The sequence below is a fragment of the Variovorax sp. PAMC26660 genome (genome assembly GCF_014302995.1).
Lineage (GTDB): Bacteria > Pseudomonadota > Gammaproteobacteria > Burkholderiales > Burkholderiaceae_C > Variovorax.
In genome coordinates this window covers 7,206,177-7,223,775 of sequence record NZ_CP060295.1, presented here as the reverse complement: position 1 = coordinate 7,223,775, position 17,599 = coordinate 7,206,177, and the positions used below count along the sequence as shown (strand labels likewise).

The window sequence follows — 17,599 nt, the reverse complement described above, 5'->3', positions numbered from 1 at the left end:
GACCCCGATGAACCCCCTCGACGCGGGCCTGTTCACCCGCCATTTCCGCTCGCCCGAGGCCCATTCCTCGCTGTTGGATTCGTACGCCCGCGTGCTGTCGCGCTGGCCGGTGCCGTACGAGAGCCGCTATGTCGAGACGCGCTACGGCCGCGCGCACGTGCTGGCCTCGGGGCCGGCCTACGCGCCACCGGTGGTGCTGCTGCACGGCAGCGGCGGCAATGCCACCACCTGGATTCACAACATCGAGAAGCTCGCGGGCGCGCTGCAGGTCTATGCGGTCGACATCATCGGCGACGCGGGCCGCACCGAAGGGCGCCGGCCCGTGTCCGAGGATGCGTACTGCAACTGGCTGGACGATGTGCTGATCGGCCTCGGCCGGCCCAAGGTGGGCCTGTGCGGCGCCTCCTTCGGTGCGTGGCTCGCAGCGGCCTATCTGCGCCAGACGTCGCGCCGTGCGTCGAAACTCGCGCTGCTGGCGCCGTCGAACCTCGATTCGGTGCGACCGGGTTTTCTCGTGCGCGCGGGGGTGACTGCCATGTTCCCGAGCGAAAGGCTGGTGCGCGGCTTCCAGGCCGAGGTGTCTTCACCGATGGCGCCCGAGCCGCCCGGCTGGGCCATGGACGACCTGCTCGTGCGATCACGCTGCCAGCGAGGTAACCCGCGGCCGCCGGGGCGCATGAGCGACGGCGACTTGCGTGTGCTGCCGAAGCACACGCTGCTGATGCTCGGCGAAGACGAAGCGCTCTACGACCCGCTGCGCGCCCGCGCCCGCGTACGGACCCATGCGCCGCATGTGCACGTCGAGCTGCTGCCCGGCGCGGGCCACACGCTGGCCGTCGACCAGCCCGACATGGTCAGCGACGCACTGATCGAGTTCTTCCGGCGCGACGGCTGGACGCTGTAGCCGCACGCGCCGCCTTTCGTCAACGCGCGGTCAGCGGCTCCAGCCCGGTCTTCGCGATGGTGGGCGCTGCGGCCGGCGAGTTGAGATAGCGGATCAGTTGCCGCGCGGCCTCCGGCTGCTTCGATGCGGTGGCGATGCCGGCCGAGAACACCGTCACGCGCTGCACTTCGGCGGGCAGCGGGCCGATGTAGTCGACGCCTGCGATGGGCAGAAGTTCGCTCACCTGTTGCAGGCCCAGTGCCGCGTCGCCGCGTGCCACGACGGTGCCGACGCGCTCGCTCAGGATGCGCTTGCTCTTGGGCTTTACTTGGTCTTCGATGCCGAGTTTCTTGAGCAGCTCGGTCTCGTAGTAGGTGCCGCTCGCGCTGGCCGAGTAGGCGATTGACGGTGCCGCGAGCAAGGTGCGCTTGAGCGCATCGACCGTGCCGATGTCGGGCCGGGGCGCACCCTTGCGCACTGCAAAGCCGATGGACGAACGCACCAGGTCGACCTGGCTGCCCGCCACCACCTTGCCTTGCGCGACCAGCGCGTCGAGCGCGGGGCGCGCGAGGATCACCACGTCGGCCGGCTCGTTGCGCGCCAGGCGGCTCGGGATCGAGTCGTCGGCATTGCCCATCGATGCGCCGTAGGCCGTCTTGACTGTGCGGCCGCTGCTGCGCTCGAAGTCCGGGCGCAGGTCGTTGTAGGCGGCGGTGAAGCCGCCCGAGGTCATGACGTGAATGTCGCCGGTGGCGGGCTTGCCGGCGTTGTCGAGGCTGCCGCAGCCCGCAAGAACGAGGGCTGCGAGCAGCGGGAGCGAGGCGCGGCGCGTGAGGGAAAGAAGGGGCTTCAACGATGTCTCCTGGTGCAAGGGGGCGGCAGCGTGGTCGCTGCCTGCACCGCCATCGTAGGAGCTGGGGCTGTCAATCAGCCTTCAGGGATTTAGTGGTTACTACCGAGGCCGCGGCGTGGGCTTGTCTGCGTCCTTGCCCTCGGCGGCGGGCAGTCGCCCGCGCCTGGCCAGCCCTTCGCGCAACAGGAACTCGACCTGTGCGTTCGCGCTTCGCAGTTCCTGCGCCGCCAGACGCTCGATCTCGGCCCACAGGGCCGGATCGATGCGCAGGGGATAAGACTTTTTACCGGGACTGGCCATCGGGTGGAAATGCGGCGCGGCTGTGCTTCAGGTGTACAGCGTACCCGTGTTGACGACGGGTTGGGTCTCCCTGTCGGAGCACAGCACCACCAGCAGGTTCGACACCATCGAGGCCTTGCGTTCGTCGTCGAGTACGACGAGGTTGCGCTCCGACAGCCCTTTGAGCGCGGCCTCGACCATGCCCACCGCACCCGCCACGATCTGGTGACGCGCGCTGACGATGGCCACGGCCTGCTGGCGCCGCAGCATCACCTGCGCGATCTCTGGCGCATAGGCGAGATGGGTGAGCTTGGCATCGAGCACCTCGACACCCGCGCTGGCAAAGCGCTGGTTCAGCTCGGCCTTGAGTGCATCGGCCACCACGTCCAGCCCGGCGCGCAGCGTGACTTCGTCGCTCTGGAGGTCGTCGCCGCTGTCGTAGGCGTATTGGGTGGCCAGGTGCCGGATTGCGGCCTCTGCCTGGATCGCCACGAACTTGTTGTAGTCGTCGATCTCGAACACGGCCTGCGCTGTGTCGTAGACCTGCCAAACCACGGCCGCGCCGATTTCCACCGGGTTGCCGCGCTTGTCGTTCACCTTCAGCGGCGGGGTGTTGAGGTTGCGCGCCCGCAGCGAAATCTTCTGGCCGGCCTGGAGCGGGTTGGTCCACCGCAGGCCCTCGGAGCGGTCGGTGCCCTTGTACTGGCCGAAGAGCGTCAGGATGATGCCTTCGTTGGGCTGCAGCATGTACAGCCCCGGCAGCAGGGCGACGCCCACCACGATCAGCAGGATGCTCATGGGAAGCGGCATCAGCCGCTGCACCATGGCCCACACGCCGAGCGCGACCAGCAGGAACACCGCGACGGCGATGCCATATCCGCTCACGGATCGGTAAGGCCGCTCTTTTCGGACCGAGCGGGGTGGTTGCAGTGTCTGCTCATGCATGAAGGCCTCCGGTTGAAAGTGATATCACTTTAATATCTTTTTCGAGGCGGTCAAGGGTTTTTTGCGAACTGCCTTCACCGGTTCGGCAGCCTCCCGCAGGCACTGAGCAAACTGCGCGACGATGGGCGGGCTGGCCCGCGGCTTGCGCTGAAGGAGCCCGATCTCGCGGTAGAACGTGAACTCTCCGAGCGAGAGCATGCGAACGCCGGGAGGGAGCGGAAGGTGCGCCTCGACCAACGGCACGAGGGCAACGCCCAAGCCCTTGGATGCGAGATGGATGAGCCCGGGGATTTCGTCGACCTCGATGGAATCTTTCACCACGATCCCTTCGCGCCGCAGGAATCTTTCGACCATCCGTCCGCCGAACGATGCGCGGTCATAGCGCAGGAAGGGCTGCTCCTGCAGCAGCGTGCGCCAGTCCTTGCCGGGCAAGTTCGCCGGCGCAATGAGCACGTAGGGCTCGTGCACCAGGGATTGCCACGTCAGATCGGGAAGGATGCCGAAGGGCGGCCGGATGATCACGACCGCATCGATCTTGCCGGCGTCCAGGTCGTCCATCAGCCGCATCGACACGCCGGGCGAGATGTGGACGCGAAGCAAAGGAAAACCTTTGCGCAATTTTTCGAGCGCACGCGCCACCAGCGTCGATTGGGTGGACGCAATGGCGCCGATCCGCAGCAACCCGCGATCGGTGGCGTCGTCCGGAAGCTCGCTGAGCTTTGCATAGAGGGCGCAGATTTCTTCGGCCCGAACCAGCGTTGTTTCGCCTGCCGCATTCAAGGTGGCGGATCGGCCCGTGCGATCGAACAGCTCGAACCCGAGCGCTTCTTCCAGCCGCTTGATCTGGCTGCTGACGGCCGATTGCGTCAGGCCGATCCGTTCTCCGGCTGCGGCAAAGGTGCCGTGGCGACAAACGGAGATGAAGGTTCGAAGCTCGGTGATCATGGCGAATTCATCGAAATTATTGATGCTCAGTGCCGAAATATATCGTTTTCGGTAATGCGGCCTGCTGCTTAAAGTCCGGCCACCCTGAACTTCTTCCCGCGATGAAACCCATGAGCGCTCCCGAAACCCGCATCCCGTTCCACCTGGCTTTTCCCGTTCGTGACATCGCCGAAGCACGCGCCTTCTACGGCGAGTTGCTCGGATGCCCGGAAGGCCGCAGCGCGCCCGAGTGGGTCGACTTCAACTTCTACGGTCATCAGATCGTGGCGCACCTGGCGCCCGACGAATGCGGCCACAAGGCCCTCAGCGCCGTGGATGGCCACAACGTGCCCGTGCGTCATTTCGGCGCCGTGCTGCCGATGGACAAGTGGCAGGCCATGGCCGAGAAGCTCATCGCGCGCCAGACCCCATTCGTGATCGAGCCGTACGTTCGATTCAAGGGTGAGCCGGGTGAACAGGCCACGATGTTCTTTCTCGACCCGTCGGGCAACGCCCTCGAACTGAAGTCTTTCGCGGACCTGGATTCGCTGTTTGCCGTCTGAAGGGCGCCCGTGAAAAAACAATGCCTTCTTGCGGCTGTAACCACCGCGGCACTCCTGCTGTCGGTCGGGAACGCATCTGCCCAGACCGACACCCTGAAGAATATCAAGGAGTCCGGCGCCATCACCATGGGCGTGCGCGACGCGTCGGGAGCCATGTCCTTCACCCTGGGGCCCGGCAGCTATGCGGGCTTTCATGTCGAGGTGTGCGAACTTGTCATTGCAGACATCCGCAAGGCGCTGCAAAACGACAAGATCAGCGTGAAGTACCAACTGGTCACGCCACAGAACCGCATGCCGCTGGTGCAGAACGGAACGGTGGACATCGAGTGCGGCACCACGACGAACAACGCCGCGCGGCAGAAAGACGTGGCGTTCGCTCCCACGCTTTACGTGGAGGGCGTTCGCATCGCCGTCAAGGCAGCCTCCGGCATCACGGCGTCGGCGCAGCTTGCCGGCAAGACCGTGGCCGCCACCACGGGCAGCACCTCCGTTCAGCTCCTGAGAAAGCTCAAGCGCGATGGCGCCAACGACATTGCGGAAGTGCTTGCCAAGGACAACAGCGAGGGCTTCCTGCTGCTCGAATCGGGCCGCGCGCACGGCTTTGCCGCCGACGGCCAGATCCTTGCGACGCTGATCTCCAAAAGCAAGGAGCCGGCGCAGTACAGGCTGCTCGACCAGGTTCTCAGCGTCGAGCCGATCGCGATCATGATTCCGAAGGGAGACGCCGCGTTCAAGAAGATCGTCGACCAGAGCGTGGTGTCGCTGGCCAAAAGCGGAGATGTCGCGCGAATCTACGACAAGTGGTTCATGCAGCCCATTCCGCCGCACAACTCGAAGGTGGGATTGCCGGCCAGCGCCTTGACGAAGGCCGCTTGGGCCAACCCCACCGACAAGCCCATGGAAGACTACGAGGCGCGATAGAGCGGCTTGGGCAAAGCAGGTAAAGACGGCCGGCTTTACCTCGGGTTTACGGCCTCGCAACCTGCCAGACAGTCGGGGCTCCTGAAATGCACGATGGCCCTTCGAGGGCCGGATGACCCAGGAGCCAGGATGATGAAAAAACCCCTTCGCAGGTTCGCGCTCGCCGCGACCCTGATCGCCGTGAGCGGCTACAGCTTTGCGCAATTCGGCGGCGGCGGCGGTGGCATGGGTGGTGGCGGCCGGCGCGGCGCACGTTCCGACAGCACGGCGAGCCCGCGCACCGGCGACGGCCTCTCCACGCCCGCCACGGCGGCCAGCAAGATCCGGGACAAGCTCTACGACCTGCGCCTGCAACTGATGGTCACGCCGGAGCAGTCCGTGCTGTGGGACCATTTTTCCGATGCGGTGTGGGACCTTGCGGGCCGCAGTGGCATGGCGAGCGCGGCGCCTGCCGACGACCAGACTGCCCTGCAGTTCATGCAGCAGCGCACCGCACAGGCGCAAGACCGGGCCCGGCGCATGCAGACCGTGAGCGATGCGCTCTCGAAGCTCTACGAAGCCTTCACGCCCGAGCAGCGGCATGTGGCGGACCAGAACCTCACGGCAGTGATCCCCTGATCTGTCAGACCAGTTGACCGCTTGCCAGCGCCGCAGCCGCTGCCCGTGTTTCCACGCCCAGCTTCTCGAAGATGTGCTCCAGGTGCTTGTTCACCGTGCGCGGGCTGGTGCCCAGGATCTCGCCGATGTCGCGGTTGGTCTTGCCCTTGGCGAGCCAGGAAAGCACCTCGGTCTCGCGCGGCGTGAGGGCGGCTTCGGCCAGCCGCGCGGAAGAAGCGCCGGCGGCACCATCGCGCTGCATCGCAAAGAGCAGCATCGTTTCGCCCAATGCCGCCGCACCGAGGTTGCGCACCGAAAGCCGCATGCCGGTCGCAGTGTTGACGACGATGGCTACGCCGGGCACCAGCGCCGCTTCGAGCGAAAGCGGCAGCAGCCCCGGTGCCACCGGATCTTCGAGCGCGTGCAGCCACAGCGCGGCCTGCGGAGAGCGCCATGCGATGCGCCCGCGCGTGTCGACGAACACCACGCCCATGCCCGCCACATCGACCGCATCGCGTGCCATGCGCGTGATGCGGGCATTGCGCGCATGCGTGTGCAGCCGCACCAGCACTTCCTGCGCACGGATGGGCTTCACCACGTAGTCGACGCCGCCGCACTCGAAGCCCTCGACCACGTGTGCGGTTTCCGACAGCCCGGTCATGAACAGCACCGGGATGTGCGCCAGCGCCGGGTTGGCCTTGATGCGCCGGCAGGTCTCGAACCCCGAGAGGCCGGGCATCAGGCCGTCGAGCAATATCGCGTCGGGCACCACCAGTTCGAGCCGCTGCAGCGCGGCTTCGCCGTCGGCCGCCACCAGCACGGTGTAGCCGCTGGCCTCCAGCGTGTCGCACAGCATGCCCAGGCTGCTGGGGGCGTCGTCCACCACCAGCACCACGGGGCGTTCGGATTCAGGGCGAAAGGAGGGAGCCGAGTGGAGTGTCTGCATCTTCTGCCAGTGCGTTGCGGAGGTTGTCGAGTTCGAAGCGCGTGACCATGCCGCGCAGCCAGGTGCAGGTGGTGGCCGCTGACGGCGATGCGGCCGCCAGCCGGTCGAGCGCGGTGTGCAGGCCGCGCACATGGCCCATCTGCACGAGGCGCATCAGCTCGGCGCGGTCGTCTTCCGTCAACGCGAGCTGTGGCGGGCGGCGGGCCGTTTCTTCGTCGGCCTGCGAAGACAGCGCATCGTTGGAAGAAAGCCATTCGAGGCCCAGGTGCCGCTCCAGCGTGTCGATCAGCTCCGACTCGATCACCGGCTTGCCGACGAAGGCCTGGCAACCGGCCGCACGCAGCCGCTCGGCCTGGTTCTCGAACATGTTGGCCGAGACGATGATGATCGGGATGTCCTTGAAGCCCGAGGCCCGCACCGACGTGGCGGTCTGCCAGCCGTCCATGTCGTCCATCGTCAGGTCGAGCAGGATGGCCGACGGCAGCTCTTCGCGCAGGCTGTCCAGGCATTCGGTGCCACTGGCGGCTTCGCGCACCTCGAAGCCCAGCGGCACGAGCATGCCGGCGAGCATCTGGCGCTGCACCGGCTGGTCGTCCACCACGAGCAGCGTGCGCCGCGCGCCGATGTAGCCCGTCACGGGTTGCCCCAGCGATCCGCTCCTGGCCTGCGGGCCGGGGTCGGCCACTTCGCGCAGGTACACGCGCACGCTGAAGGTGCTGCCCTGCGAAGAGGTCTGGGCCAGCTTCAGTTCCCCGCCCATCAGCGACGTGAGCAGGCCGGTGATGGTCAGGCCCAGCCCGGTGCCCGGCTCGCCGCGCCGGCGGCCGGCGGCCCCGCGCTCGAAGGGCAGGAAGATGCGCTGATGGTCTTGCGGCGCCACGCCGATGCCGGTGTCGACCACGTCGAAGCGCAGCACCTCGCGCCGCGCATCCACATGCAGCGTGACGGTGCCGCTGTCGGTGAAGCGCACGGCGTTCGTCAGCAGGTTGATGAGAATCTGCCGCAGCCATTTCGCATCGGCATGCACCCACGGCGGCAGTGGGCCGGCGTGCGTGAAGACGAAGGCCAGGCCCTTGTTCTCGGCCTGCGGCCGAACCATGTGCACCAGTTGGTCGAGAAAGGCGGGCAGGGCAAGCGGCGCCGGCTCCAGTTGCAGGCGGCCAGCCTCGATGCGTGCCAGGTCGAGCAGGCCGTCGATCAGCCCGAGCATGTGCTCGCCGCTGCGATGGATGGTCTGCACCGCCTCGCGCGGCGGCGTCACCGCGTCGCCCTTGAGCAGGATCTGTGAATAGCCCAGGATGCTGTTGAGCGGTGTGCGCAGCTCGTGCGTCATGCCGGCCACGTAGCGTGTCTTGGCCTGGTTGGCGGCCTCGGCGGCTTCCTTGGCGGTTTGCAGCGCGGCGTCGGTGCGGCGGTGCGCTTCGATTTCCAGGGCGAGCAGGTTGTTGTGGCGGTTCGATTCTTCCTGCGCCATCTGCCGGCTCTCGCTGCCCAGCACCACCCACCATGCGGCCACGGCCGCCACCACCGACAGCAGCGCGAACACCTTCAAGAAGGCCGTGCCCATCGCGGCGTTGTCCGGCCCCAGCAAGGCCTCTTGCGCATAGACCACGCCCACCACAGTGGCCAGCAGTGCAATCAACGAGGCGGCCACCAGCAGGTAATGCGCCACGCGAAAGTTCAGGCGTGCCGACAGCGCCGGTGGCAGCAGTGCCTGCAGCCAGCCGCTCATTTGCTCGGCGGCACGCGAGTCGGTCTTGCAGCGGTCGTGGCAGCGCGATTCCAGCGTGCAGCACAGCGAGCAGATCGGCGCGCTGTAGGCCGGGCAGTGGGCCATGTCTTCCGACTCGAAGCTGTTGTCGCACACCGAGCATTTCACGCTCTGGCCCGGCGCCCACCGGTCGATGTCGGTGCGCGCGAGGTAGTAGCGCCCGCGTGTCTTCCACGCCAGCAACGGAGAGACCAGCATGGCGGTGGCCAGCGCGACGAAGGGCGAGAAGGCCTTGGCCCATTGGCCCAGCACGCCCGAGTACGCCAGCATCGCAAGTCCTGCCGCCACCAGCATCGCAACGAGGCCCACCGGGTTGATGTCGTACAGGTGCGCGCGCTTGAACTCGATGGTCTTCGGGCTCCAGCCCATCGGCTTGTTGATGACCAGGTCGGCCACCAGCGCGCCGACCCAGGCAATGGCGATGTTGCTGTACAGGCCGAGCACGCGCTCCAGCGCGCCGAACACGCCCAGCGTCATCAGCAGCACCGCGATGACTACGTTGAACACCAGCCACACCACGCGCCCCGGGTGGCTGTGCGTGAGCCGCGCGAAGAAGTTCGACCATGCCAGCGAGCCCGCATAGGCGTTGGTCAGGTTGATCTTCATCTGCGAGACCACCACGAACAGCACGGTGATGGCGAGCACCCACGCCGGGTCGTGCAGCACGTACGCAAAGCCCGTGAGGTACATCTGCGTCGGCTCGATCGCATGGTCGGGCTGGATCTCGTGCTGCAGCGCCAGGAATGCGAGGAAGGCGCCGCCCAGCATCTTGAGCATGCCCGGCACGATCCATCCGGGGCCGGCCACCAGCACGGCGGTCCACCAGCGGCGCCGGTTGGCGGCGGTCTTCTCGGGCAAAAAGCGCAGGTAGTCGACCTGCTCGCCGATCTGCACCACCAGCGAGAAGGCCACCGTGGCCGCCGCGCCGAACATCAGCGGATCGAAGCCGCTGCTGTCGGACACCCGGCCGCGCAGGCTGGTGAAGTCGGCGAACAGCTCGGGCTTCTTCAGCAGCACGGCGGCGAAGGGGCAGATGAACAGCACGATCCAGATCGGCTGCGTCCACAGTTGCAGCCCCGAAATGAGCGTGATGCCGCGCGCCACCAGCGGAATGATGACGATGGATGACACCACGTACAGCAGCCACAACGGCCAGTCCAGATACATCTGCAGCGCCAGCGCGAGGATGGCCGCCTCCAGCGCAAAGAAGATGAAGGTGAAGCTCGCGTAGATCAGCGAGGTGAGCGTGGAGCCCAGGTAGCCGAAGCCCGCGCCGCGCGTGAGCAGGTCCATGTCCACGCCGTGGCGTGCCGCGTAGTACGAGATCGGCAGGCCGGTCAGGAAGGTGATGAGCCCCACCACCAGGATGGCCCACAGCGCGTTCGAGAAACCGTAGCTCAGCGCGATGGCCCCGCCGATGGCCTCCAGCGCCAGGAACGAGGTCGCGCCGAAGGCCGCGTTGGCCACGCGGAACTCCGACCACTTGCGAAAGCTGCGCGGCGTGTAGCGCAGCGCGTAGTCCTCCAGCGTTTCGTTCGCGACCCAGGCGTTGTAGTCGCGGCGGATGCGAAAGATCTTCTGTCCGGAGACGGATTGCATGGCGGGTTCTCGCGGCGGCGGTGGCATGAGGCAGGTACAGCAAGAAGCGCTCCCTGTGCTTCATGTCGAGGACAGGCCACCGATGGATCACCGATGTCTGGCTCGCGAGTCTGCGGGCAGGGCGGGTGACGGCCGCTACGTTGAATGACGTATTCGCCGAAGGCCAAGTGATTTCTAAAGTACCAGCCATGGTGCTCGGGGCACCGTCCGATGCACTGCGATGGTGCGCGGCTCACTCTTCCTTCAACCTGCCTGGAGTTCCTGATGTCGCGTGATTCCGATCCTTCCCTTGATGCCTTGGCGCTTCGCCGCCGTCGTCTGCTTCAGGGCGCCGCTGCCCTGCCCATGCTGGGACTGAGCGGCCTGAGCTTCGGCCAGGGGCAGTTCCCCACGGCCAAGGTCAACACCACCAAGCTCGCGGTGACAGACACCGAAGTCACGGTGGGCCAACTGCATTCGTCCACCGGCACCATGGCCATTTCGGAGACCGGCTCGATCCAGGCCGAGCAGTTGGCCATCGACCAGATCAACGCCATGGGCGGCATCCTGGGCCGCAAGATCAAGGTCATCAAGGAAGACGGCGCCTCCGACTGGCCCACCTTCGCCGAGAAGTCGAAGAAGCTGCTGGTCAACGACCACTGCGCCGCGGTGTTCGGCTGCTGGACCAGCGCCTCGCGCAAGGCCGTGCTGCCGGTGTTCGAGAAAGAAAACGGCCTCTTGTATTACCCGACCTTCTACGAAGGCCTGGAGCAGAGCAAGAACGTGATCTACACGGGGCAAGAGGCCACGCAGCAGATCATCTGGGGCCTGGACTGGGGCGCGAAGGAGAAGAAGGCCAAGACCTTCTTCCTCGTCGGCTCCGACTACATCTGGCCGCGCACGTCGATGAAGATCGCGCGCAAGCACATCGAGAACTTCCAGAAGGGTTCGGTCAAGGGCGAGGAGTACTACCCGCTGGGCCACACCAACTTCAACTCGCTGATCAACAAGATCAAGGTGGCCAAGCCCGACTGCATCTTCGCGGCCGTGGTGGGCGGCTCGAACGTGGCCTTCTACAAGCAGCTCAAGGCCGCGGGCATCACCGGCGACAAGCAGTTCCTGCTGACGCTGGCCGTGACCGAGGACGAAATGACCGGTGTGGGCGGCGAGAACTTCGCGGGCTTCTATTCGTCGATGAAGTACTTCCAGTCGCTGGACAACGAGAACAACAAGAAGTTCGTCGCGGCCTTCAAGGCCAAGTACGGCAAGGACGCGGTGATCGGCGACGTGACGCAGGCTGGGTACCTCGGGCCTTGGCTGTGGAAGGCGGCGGTGGAGAAGGCGGGCAGCTTCGACGTGGACAAGGTGGTGGCGGGTTCGCCGGGCATCGAGCTGAAGACCGCGCCTGAAGGCTACGTGAAGCTGGATGCGAACCACCATCTGTGGAGCAAGGCGCGCATTGGGCAGGGGCAGTTGGATGGGACGTTCAAGGTGGTGGCGGAGTCGGCTGAGTTGATCAAGCCGGATCCGTTCCCCAAGGGCTATCAATAAGTCTTTGCATTTCTCCCTCCCCCTCTGGGGGAGGGCAGGGGTGGGGGCTAGCGGCCTTTGATGAAGCCTTGGGCTTGCAAGCGCCGCCGAGCCCCCATCCCAACCTTCCCCCAGAGGGGGAAGGGGCCAACACCCAATACCCCAACACCGGAACCCGTCGCCATGACTCTGTCGGACATGATGAACATCGGCCTCATGCAGGGCTTCGCGGGGCTGAGTCTCTTCGCGGTGCTGCTGCTCATGGGCCTGGGCCTGGCGATCATCTTCGGCCAGATGGGCGTCATCAACATGGCGCATGGCGAGTTCATGACCATCGGCGCCTATTCCATCTACCTGGCCGCGCGCGTCACCGAAAGCATGGCGCCCGCGTTCATGCCGTACTACTTTCCGATCGCCATCGGTCTGGCCTTCGTGTTCGCCTTCATCGTCGGCTGGATCGTGGAGTGGGTGCTGATCCGCCACCTCTACAAGCGCCCGCTCGATACGTTGCTCGCCACCTGGGGCGTGAGCCTGGGCCTGCAGCAGATGTTTCGCACCTTCATCGGCCCCAAGGAAGTGAGCCCCACGCTGCCCGAATGGCTCATGGGTTCGTGGACACCGCATGAAGGCCTCGACATTCCGATCAACGGCCTCTTCGTGCTGGTGCTCACAGCGCTGGTCACGGGCGCTGTGCTGATCGCGCTGCACAAGAGCCGCTGGGGCCTGCGGGTGCGCGCCACCGTGGCCAACCGCGTCATGGCCAACGCCACCGGCATCGACACCAAGAAGACCGACCGCCTGACCTTCGCCATCGGCTGCGGCATTGCCGGCGTGGCGGGCGCGGCCTTCACCACCATCGGCTCGACCGGTCCGACCTCGGGTTCGCTCTACATCGTCGATGCCTTCCTGGTCGTCACCTTCGGCGGTGCGGCCAGCCTGTTCGGCACCGTGGTTTCGGCCTTCGGCATTGCGCAGACTCAATCGATCTCGGAGTTCTTCATGACCGGCTCGATGGCCAAGGTGCTGACGCTCTCGCTGATCGTCTTGATCTTGATGATGCGACCGCAAGGCCTGTTCGCCGTGAAAGTCCGCCGCTGATGAACCCGATTCCCTTGCAGGAGAACGTTCCGATGAATTTCATCAAGGCCTCGATCCAGCGCTACCAGCTCGGCAGCCTGCTGCTGCTGGTGCTGCTGCTCGCGGTGGTGCTGCCGCTGTCGCTCGACATCTTCCGCCTCAACCTCGTGGGCAAGTACCTCACCTACGCCTTCGTGGCCGTGGGCCTCGTGATGGTGTGGGGCTACGGCGGTGTGCTGAGCCTGGGGCAGGGTGTGTTCTTCGGCATCGGCGGTTATGCGATGGCGATGTTCCTCAAGCTCGAAGCTTCCGACCCCATCACCACCAAGATCCAGTCGACGCCCGGCATCCCGGACTTCATGGACTGGAACCAGATCACCGAGCTGCCAACGCTGTGGCTGCCGTTCAAGAGCCTGCCGCTGAGCCTGATGCTCGTGGTGCTCGCGCCGATGGCACTGGCCTGGCTCGTGAGCTTCGCGATGTTCAAGCGCCGCGTGGGCGGCGTGTACTTCGCGATCATCACGCAGGCGGTGGCGCTGATCTGCACCGTGCTCATCATCGGCCAGCAGGGCTACACCGGCGGCGTCAACGGTATGACCGACCTGAGGACGATGCTGGGCTGGGACACCCGCACCGACAGTGCCAAGTACATCCTGTACTACGTCTGCGTCGGCCTGCTGGTGTCGAGCATCCTGCTGTGCCGCTGGATCCAGACCAGCAAGCTCGGCACGCTGCTGCTGGCCATGCGCGACAAGGAAGACCGCGTGCGCTTCTCGGGCTACGACGTGGCGAACTTCAAGGTCTTCACCTTCTGCCTGGCCGCAGGACTCTCGGGCATCGGCGGCGCCATGTTCGCGCTGCAGGTGGGCTTCATGTCGCCGAGCTTCGTGGGCATCGTGCCGTCCATCGAGATGGTGATCTTCTGCGCGGTCGGCGGGCGCATGAGCCTGGTGGGCGCGGTGTACGGCGCGCTGCTGGTGAATGCGGGCAAGACGCTGTTCTCGGAGAGCTTTCCGGACCTGTGGCTGTTCCTGATGGCGGGGCTGTTCATCGGCGTGACGATGGCCTTCCCGATGGGGCTGGCCGGCGTGTGGGAAGAAAAGATCCGGCCATGGTGGAAGGGCCGTCGCCAGGCGTTGCGCGAGGCGTCGGTGCAGCCCGCGATAGCACCGGTTGCGACAACAACAACGCCACCGGCATCCGCTCCCACGCCACCCGAACCCCATCTGCCCGAAGGTGTCGGCAGCCAGCGCGCCTGAACCCGGAGCCCCCTCATGAGCAACACAGACTTCGCGCTCGCCGTGGAAGACCTCACCGTGTCCTTCGACGGCTTCAAGGCCATCGACGACCTGACGCTGTACATCGACAAGAACGAGCTGCGGGTGATCATCGGCCCCAACGGAGCGGGCAAGACCACGCTGCTCGACCTGATCTGCGGCAAGACGCGCGCCAGCGCCGGCAGCATCAAGTTTAAGAACACCGAACTCACGAAGATGGCCGAGCACAAGCGCGTGCGGTTGGGCATAGGTCGGAAGTTCCAGACGCCCTCGATCTACGAGAACCTTTCGGTGTTCCAGAACCTCGAGGTTTCATTTCCGAAGGGGCGTTCGGTGTTCGGCGCGCTGGCTTTCAAGTGCGATGAAGAGGTCAAGTCGAAGGTGCAGGCCGTGGCCGAAGACATTGGCCTTGCCAACAAGCTCGACACCGAGGCAGGATTGTTGAGCCACGGCCAGAAGCAGTGGTTGGAGATTGGCATGTTGCTGATGCAAGAGCCCGAGCTGCTGATGCTCGACGAACCCATTGCAGGCATGAGCGCGCGCGAGCGTGAACTCACAGCCGATCTGCTCAAGCGCATCTGCCAGAACCGCGCGGTGATCGTCATCGAGCACGACATGGCGTTCGTCAAGCAGATTGCGCACAAGGTCACGGTGATGCATCAGGGAAAGATCCTCGCCGAAGGGCCGATGGAGAAGGTGCAAGCGGACCCGAAGGTCATCGACGTTTATCTGGGGCACTAGGATGAAAACCTGTTTCTCTGTTCGTCGGTTTTTTCTTGACGTGCGTGGTTCGAAGCGCTGCTGTTCAGGGCGGCGCCCACGCCGACACGGTGCTCTTTTTCGCGAATGTCCCCCGCTTCGCTCCTCCTTTATTTCGCGAAAAAGAGCCCCGTATCGACGTGAGCGTTATGCGGAGCGGTCGTTGATCGGCGATCACCAACAACGTGCCCCTGTGCGAATGACGCCAGGTGCTCCCCGTAGCGAAATAAAGGAGGAGCGAAGCGGGGGACATTCGCACAGGGGAGCACCTGGTGTCATTCGCACCCGCCCTGAAGAACAGCAACACCCAAACCCCAAGCGCCCCGAAACACAGCGCGCATCGGAGCCAAAAAAATGAGCACCGTCATGCTGAAGGTAGAAGACCTGCACGTAGCCTACGGCCAGAGCGAGGCACTGCACGGCCTCTCGTTCGAAGGCCATGCGAACGAAACCATCGCCATCATGGGCCGCAACGGCATGGGCAAGACCACGCTGTTCAAGAGCCTCATGGGCGTGCTGCCATCGAAGAGCGGGCGTATCGAGGTAGCAGGACAGGACGTGTCGCGCGACGAGAGCTTCAGGCGCGTTGCCAAGGGCATCGCCTACGTGCCGCAGGGCCGCATGATCTTTCCGACGCTGACCGTGGAAGAGAACATCCAGACCGGCCTGGAAAACTCGAAGACCCGCCGCATCCCCGAAGAAATCTATGCGCTGTTCCCCGTGCTGTGGGACATGAAGAGTCGCAAAGGCGGCAACCTCTCCGGCGGCCAGCAACAACAGCTCGCTATTGCGCGCGCCCTCGTTACAGACCCCAAGGTGCTGCTGCTCGACGAGCCCACCGAAGGTATCCAGCCTTCGATCATCAAGGACATCGCCAAGGCACTCAACGAGATCCGCAAGCTGCGCGGCATCACCATCGTCGTTTCCGAGCAGGTGCTGAGTTTCGCGATGGACGTGGCCGACCGGCTCTTCGTCATCGAAGGTGGCCGGCTGGTGCACGAGACCGCGCGGGACAAGACCGATGTGGAGCACATCAAGGCCTATCTCTCCGTTTGATTTTTCCGTTTCACCACAACCCAAGGAGCCACTGCACATGACGGACACGCTGATCAAGGTTGACCTGACGAAGTCGCCGACCGAGAACGAGAACATCCACAACCGCTGGCACCCGGACATTCCGATGGCCTGCTGGGTCAACCCGGGCGACGACTTCATCCTCGAGACCTTCGACTGGACCGGTGGCTTCATCAAGAACAACGACAGCGCCGACGACGTGCGCGACATCGACCTGAGCACGGTGCACTACCTCTCGGGCCCGGTGGGCGTGAAGGGCGCCGAGCCGGGCGACCTGCTGGTGGTCGACCTGCTCGACATCGGCGCCAAGCAGGACAGCCTGTGGGGCTTCAACGGCTTCTTCTCGAAGCAGAACGGCGGCGGCTTCCTCACCGACCACTTTCCCGAAGCGCAGAAATCGATCTGGGACTTCAAGGGCATGTTCACCAGCTCGCGCCACATTCCGCGCGTGAATTTTGCGGGCCTGATCCACCCCGGCCTGATCGGCTGCCTGCCCGACAAGCCGATGCTCGACATGTGGAACGAGCGCGAAGGCAAGCTCATCGCTACCGACCCGGACCGCGTGCCCGGCCTGGCCAACCCGCCGTTCGCGGGCACCGCCCACATGGGCAAGATGACCGGCGAAGCCCGCGCCAAGGCCGCAGCAGAAGGCGCACGCACGGTGCCGCCGCGCGAACATGGCGGCAACTGCGACATCAAGGACCTGTCGCGCGGCTCGAAGGTGTTCTTCCCCGTGTACGTCGACGGCGCGGGCCTGAGCGTGGGCGACCTGCACTTCAGCCAGGGCGACGGCGAGATCACCTTCTGCGGCGCCATCGAGATGGCCGGCTGGGTGCACATGAAGGTCACGCTCATCAAGGGCGGCATGGCCAAGTACGGCATCAAGAACCCGATCTTCAAGCCCAGCCCCATCACGCCGCAGTACAACGACTACCTGATCTTCGAGGGCATCTCGGTCGATGAGTCAGGCAAGCAGCATTACCTCGATGTGAACGTGGCCTACCGCCAGGCCTGCCTGAACGCCATCGAGTACCTGAAGAAGTTCGGCTATTCGGGTGCGCAGGCTTATTCCATTCTGGGCACGGCACCGGTGCAGGGCCACATCAGCGGCGTGGTCGACGTGCCGAACTCCTGCGCCACGCTGTGGCTGCCGACCGGCATCTTCGACTTCGACATCAATCCGAACGCGCAGGGGCCGATGAAGATGATCGACGGCAGCGTCCACATGCCGCTGTCGCACGACCTGCGCTGAACAGAACAGAACAGAACAGAACAGACCATGCCGACCTACGACTACGCCTGCGGGCAATGCGGTGGCTTCGAGATGCTTCGGCCTTCGGGCCTGCGCGATGAACCGGCTGCGTGCCCCGATTGCGCGGCGGCCTCGCCGCGTGTGCTGTCCGCCGCGCCGCGTCTGGCGCTGATGGCATCGGGCACGCGCCGTGCGATGGAAACCAACGAGCGCGCACGGCAGGAGCCGGGCAGTTCGCGGGACTACGCGCGCTTCAAGCACCCGGCGGGGTGCGGCTGCTGCAGCTCGGGCAAGCGCGGTGCGACGGTGACGGCGCCCAATGGTGCGAAGTCCGCGCCTTCGCGACGGCCCTGGATGATCAGCCACTGAA

Annotated in this window: 17 protein-coding genes; 11 read left to right on the top strand and 6 right to left on the bottom strand. The window is 65.2% G+C overall.

Annotated features, from left to right (window positions below; translation table 11 throughout):
• The first annotated feature begins 7 nt into the window (after positions 1-7).
• Positions 8-904, top strand: coding sequence for an alpha/beta fold hydrolase (locus H7F35_RS33890; protein ID WP_187110839.1), 897 nt, complete (start codon positions 8-10; stop codon positions 902-904).
• A gap of 19 nt (positions 905-923) precedes the next feature.
• Here H7F35_RS33890 and H7F35_RS33885 read toward each other — a convergent pair whose 3' ends face one another.
• From H7F35_RS33885 to H7F35_RS33870, 4 genes are all read right to left on the bottom strand, one after another.
• Entirely contained in the window at positions 924-1,736 is an 813-nt protein-coding gene (locus H7F35_RS33885; protein WP_187110838.1) for a substrate-binding domain-containing protein, read from the bottom strand.
• Positions 1,737-1,835: 99 nt separating this feature from the next.
• A complete protein-coding gene (locus H7F35_RS33880) occupies positions 1,836-2,036 on the bottom strand; it encodes a hypothetical protein (protein WP_187110837.1) in 201 nt (66 codons plus the stop codon).
• 27 nt (positions 2,037-2,063) lie between these two features.
• Complete coding sequence (locus tag H7F35_RS33875) at positions 2,064-2,960, bottom strand: SPFH domain-containing protein (RefSeq protein WP_187110836.1); 897 nt, start codon at positions 2,958-2,960, stop codon at positions 2,064-2,066.
• Between the two features lie 24 nt (positions 2,961-2,984).
• Positions 2,985-3,905, bottom strand: a complete 921-nt coding sequence (locus tag H7F35_RS33870; protein ID WP_187110835.1) for a LysR family transcriptional regulator — start codon at positions 3,903-3,905, stop codon at positions 2,985-2,987.
• 110 nt (positions 3,906-4,015) lie between these two features.
• Between H7F35_RS33870 and H7F35_RS33865 the strand changes: the two genes are divergently transcribed.
• The 3 genes from H7F35_RS33865 (at position 4,016) to H7F35_RS33855 (ending at position 5,986) form a co-directional block, all read left to right on the top strand.
• A complete protein-coding gene (locus tag H7F35_RS33865) occupies positions 4,016-4,447 on the top strand; it encodes a VOC family protein (protein WP_187110834.1) in 432 nt (143 codons plus the stop codon).
• A 9-nt stretch (positions 4,448-4,456) separates the two neighbouring features.
• Positions 4,457-5,368 carry an amino acid ABC transporter substrate-binding protein gene (locus H7F35_RS33860; protein WP_187110833.1) on the top strand — a complete coding sequence of 304 codons (912 nt, stop codon included), beginning with the start codon at positions 4,457-4,459 and terminating at the stop codon, positions 5,366-5,368.
• Between the two features lie 132 nt (positions 5,369-5,500).
• Complete coding sequence (locus tag H7F35_RS33855) at positions 5,501-5,986, top strand: Spy/CpxP family protein refolding chaperone (protein WP_187110832.1); 486 nt, start codon at positions 5,501-5,503, stop codon at positions 5,984-5,986.
• 4 nt (positions 5,987-5,990) lie between these two features.
• Here the strand turns inward: H7F35_RS33855 and H7F35_RS33850 are convergent, their stop codons facing one another.
• Positions 5,991-6,911 carry a response regulator transcription factor gene (locus H7F35_RS33850; protein ID WP_187110831.1) on the bottom strand — a complete coding sequence of 307 codons (921 nt, stop codon included), beginning with the start codon at positions 6,909-6,911 and terminating at the stop codon, positions 5,991-5,993.
• Positions 6,874-10,281: an ATP-binding protein gene (locus tag H7F35_RS33845; protein WP_261803463.1), complete on the bottom strand. Its 3,408-nt coding sequence runs from the start codon at positions 10,279-10,281 to the stop codon at positions 6,874-6,876. Before H7F35_RS33845 ends, H7F35_RS33850 begins: the two co-directional genes overlap by 38 nt.
• A gap of 264 nt (positions 10,282-10,545) precedes the next feature.
• On the opposite strand from H7F35_RS33845, the gene urtA reads away from it, so the two are divergent.
• The 7 genes from urtA (at position 10,546) to H7F35_RS33810 (ending at position 17,598) form a co-directional block, all read left to right on the top strand.
• Positions 10,546-11,811, top strand: a complete 1,266-nt coding sequence (urtA, locus tag H7F35_RS33840; protein WP_187110829.1) for an urea ABC transporter substrate-binding protein — start codon at positions 10,546-10,548, stop codon at positions 11,809-11,811.
• 162 nt (positions 11,812-11,973) lie between these two features.
• On the top strand, positions 11,974-12,888 hold the full coding sequence (gene urtB / locus H7F35_RS33835; RefSeq protein WP_187110828.1) for an urea ABC transporter permease subunit UrtB: 915 nt from the start codon (positions 11,974-11,976) through the stop codon (positions 12,886-12,888).
• 32 nt (positions 12,889-12,920) lie between these two features.
• On the top strand, positions 12,921-14,126 hold the full coding sequence (urtC, locus tag H7F35_RS33830) for an urea ABC transporter permease subunit UrtC (RefSeq protein WP_187110827.1): 1,206 nt from the start codon (positions 12,921-12,923) through the stop codon (positions 14,124-14,126).
• A gap of 15 nt (positions 14,127-14,141) precedes the next feature.
• Positions 14,142-14,885 carry an urea ABC transporter ATP-binding protein UrtD gene (gene urtD, locus H7F35_RS33825; protein WP_187110826.1) on the top strand — a complete coding sequence of 248 codons (744 nt, stop codon included), beginning with the start codon at positions 14,142-14,144 and terminating at the stop codon, positions 14,883-14,885.
• A 384-nt stretch (positions 14,886-15,269) separates the two neighbouring features.
• Positions 15,270-15,959 (top strand): urea ABC transporter ATP-binding subunit UrtE, encoded by a 690-nt coding sequence (gene urtE / locus H7F35_RS33820; protein WP_187114507.1) that lies wholly within the window; start codon positions 15,270-15,272, stop codon positions 15,957-15,959.
• Positions 15,960-15,996: 37 nt separating this feature from the next.
• Positions 15,997-17,229 carry a formamidase gene (gene fmdA / locus H7F35_RS33815; protein ID WP_187110825.1) on the top strand — a complete coding sequence of 411 codons (1,233 nt, stop codon included), beginning with the start codon at positions 15,997-15,999 and terminating at the stop codon, positions 17,227-17,229.
• 27 nt (positions 17,230-17,256) lie between these two features.
• Positions 17,257-17,598, top strand: a complete 342-nt coding sequence (locus H7F35_RS33810) for an FmdB family zinc ribbon protein (protein WP_187110824.1) — start codon at positions 17,257-17,259, stop codon at positions 17,596-17,598.
• Position 17,599: the final 1 nt, after the last annotated feature.

What these genes read in the sequence shown, in the direction of transcription:
- H7F35_RS33890 (WP_187110839.1), top strand. Translation starts at nt 8, where the DNA reads ATGAACCCCCTCGACGCGGGCCTGTTCACCCGCCATTTCCGCTCGCCC.
- H7F35_RS33880 (WP_187110837.1), bottom strand. Translation starts at nt 2,036, where the DNA reads ATGGCCAGTCCCGGTAAAAAGTCTTATCCCCTGCGCATCGATCCGGCC.
- H7F35_RS33875 (WP_187110836.1), bottom strand. Translation starts at nt 2,960, where the DNA reads ATGCATGAGCAGACACTGCAACCACCCCGCTCGGTCCGAAAAGAGCGG.
- H7F35_RS33870 (WP_187110835.1), bottom strand. Translation starts at nt 3,905, where the DNA reads ATGATCACCGAGCTTCGAACCTTCATCTCCGTTTGTCGCCACGGCACC.
- H7F35_RS33865 (WP_187110834.1), top strand. Translation starts at nt 4,016, where the DNA reads ATGAGCGCTCCCGAAACCCGCATCCCGTTCCACCTGGCTTTTCCCGTT.
- H7F35_RS33855 (WP_187110832.1), top strand. Translation starts at nt 5,501, where the DNA reads ATGAAAAAACCCCTTCGCAGGTTCGCGCTCGCCGCGACCCTGATCGCC.
- H7F35_RS33850 (WP_187110831.1), bottom strand. Translation starts at nt 6,911, where the DNA reads ATGCAGACACTCCACTCGGCTCCCTCCTTTCGCCCTGAATCCGAACGC.
- H7F35_RS33845 (WP_261803463.1), bottom strand. Translation starts at nt 10,281, where the DNA reads ATGCAATCCGTCTCCGGACAGAAGATCTTTCGCATCCGCCGCGACTAC.
- urtA (WP_187110829.1), top strand. Translation starts at nt 10,546, where the DNA reads ATGTCGCGTGATTCCGATCCTTCCCTTGATGCCTTGGCGCTTCGCCGC.
- urtB (WP_187110828.1), top strand. Translation starts at nt 11,974, where the DNA reads ATGACTCTGTCGGACATGATGAACATCGGCCTCATGCAGGGCTTCGCG.
- urtC (WP_187110827.1), top strand. Translation starts at nt 12,921, where the DNA reads ATGAATTTCATCAAGGCCTCGATCCAGCGCTACCAGCTCGGCAGCCTG.
- urtD (WP_187110826.1), top strand. Translation starts at nt 14,142, where the DNA reads ATGAGCAACACAGACTTCGCGCTCGCCGTGGAAGACCTCACCGTGTCC.
- urtE (WP_187114507.1), top strand. Translation starts at nt 15,270, where the DNA reads ATGCTGAAGGTAGAAGACCTGCACGTAGCCTACGGCCAGAGCGAGGCA.
- fmdA (WP_187110825.1), top strand. Translation starts at nt 15,997, where the DNA reads ATGACGGACACGCTGATCAAGGTTGACCTGACGAAGTCGCCGACCGAG.
- H7F35_RS33810 (WP_187110824.1), top strand. Translation starts at nt 17,257, where the DNA reads ATGCCGACCTACGACTACGCCTGCGGGCAATGCGGTGGCTTCGAGATG.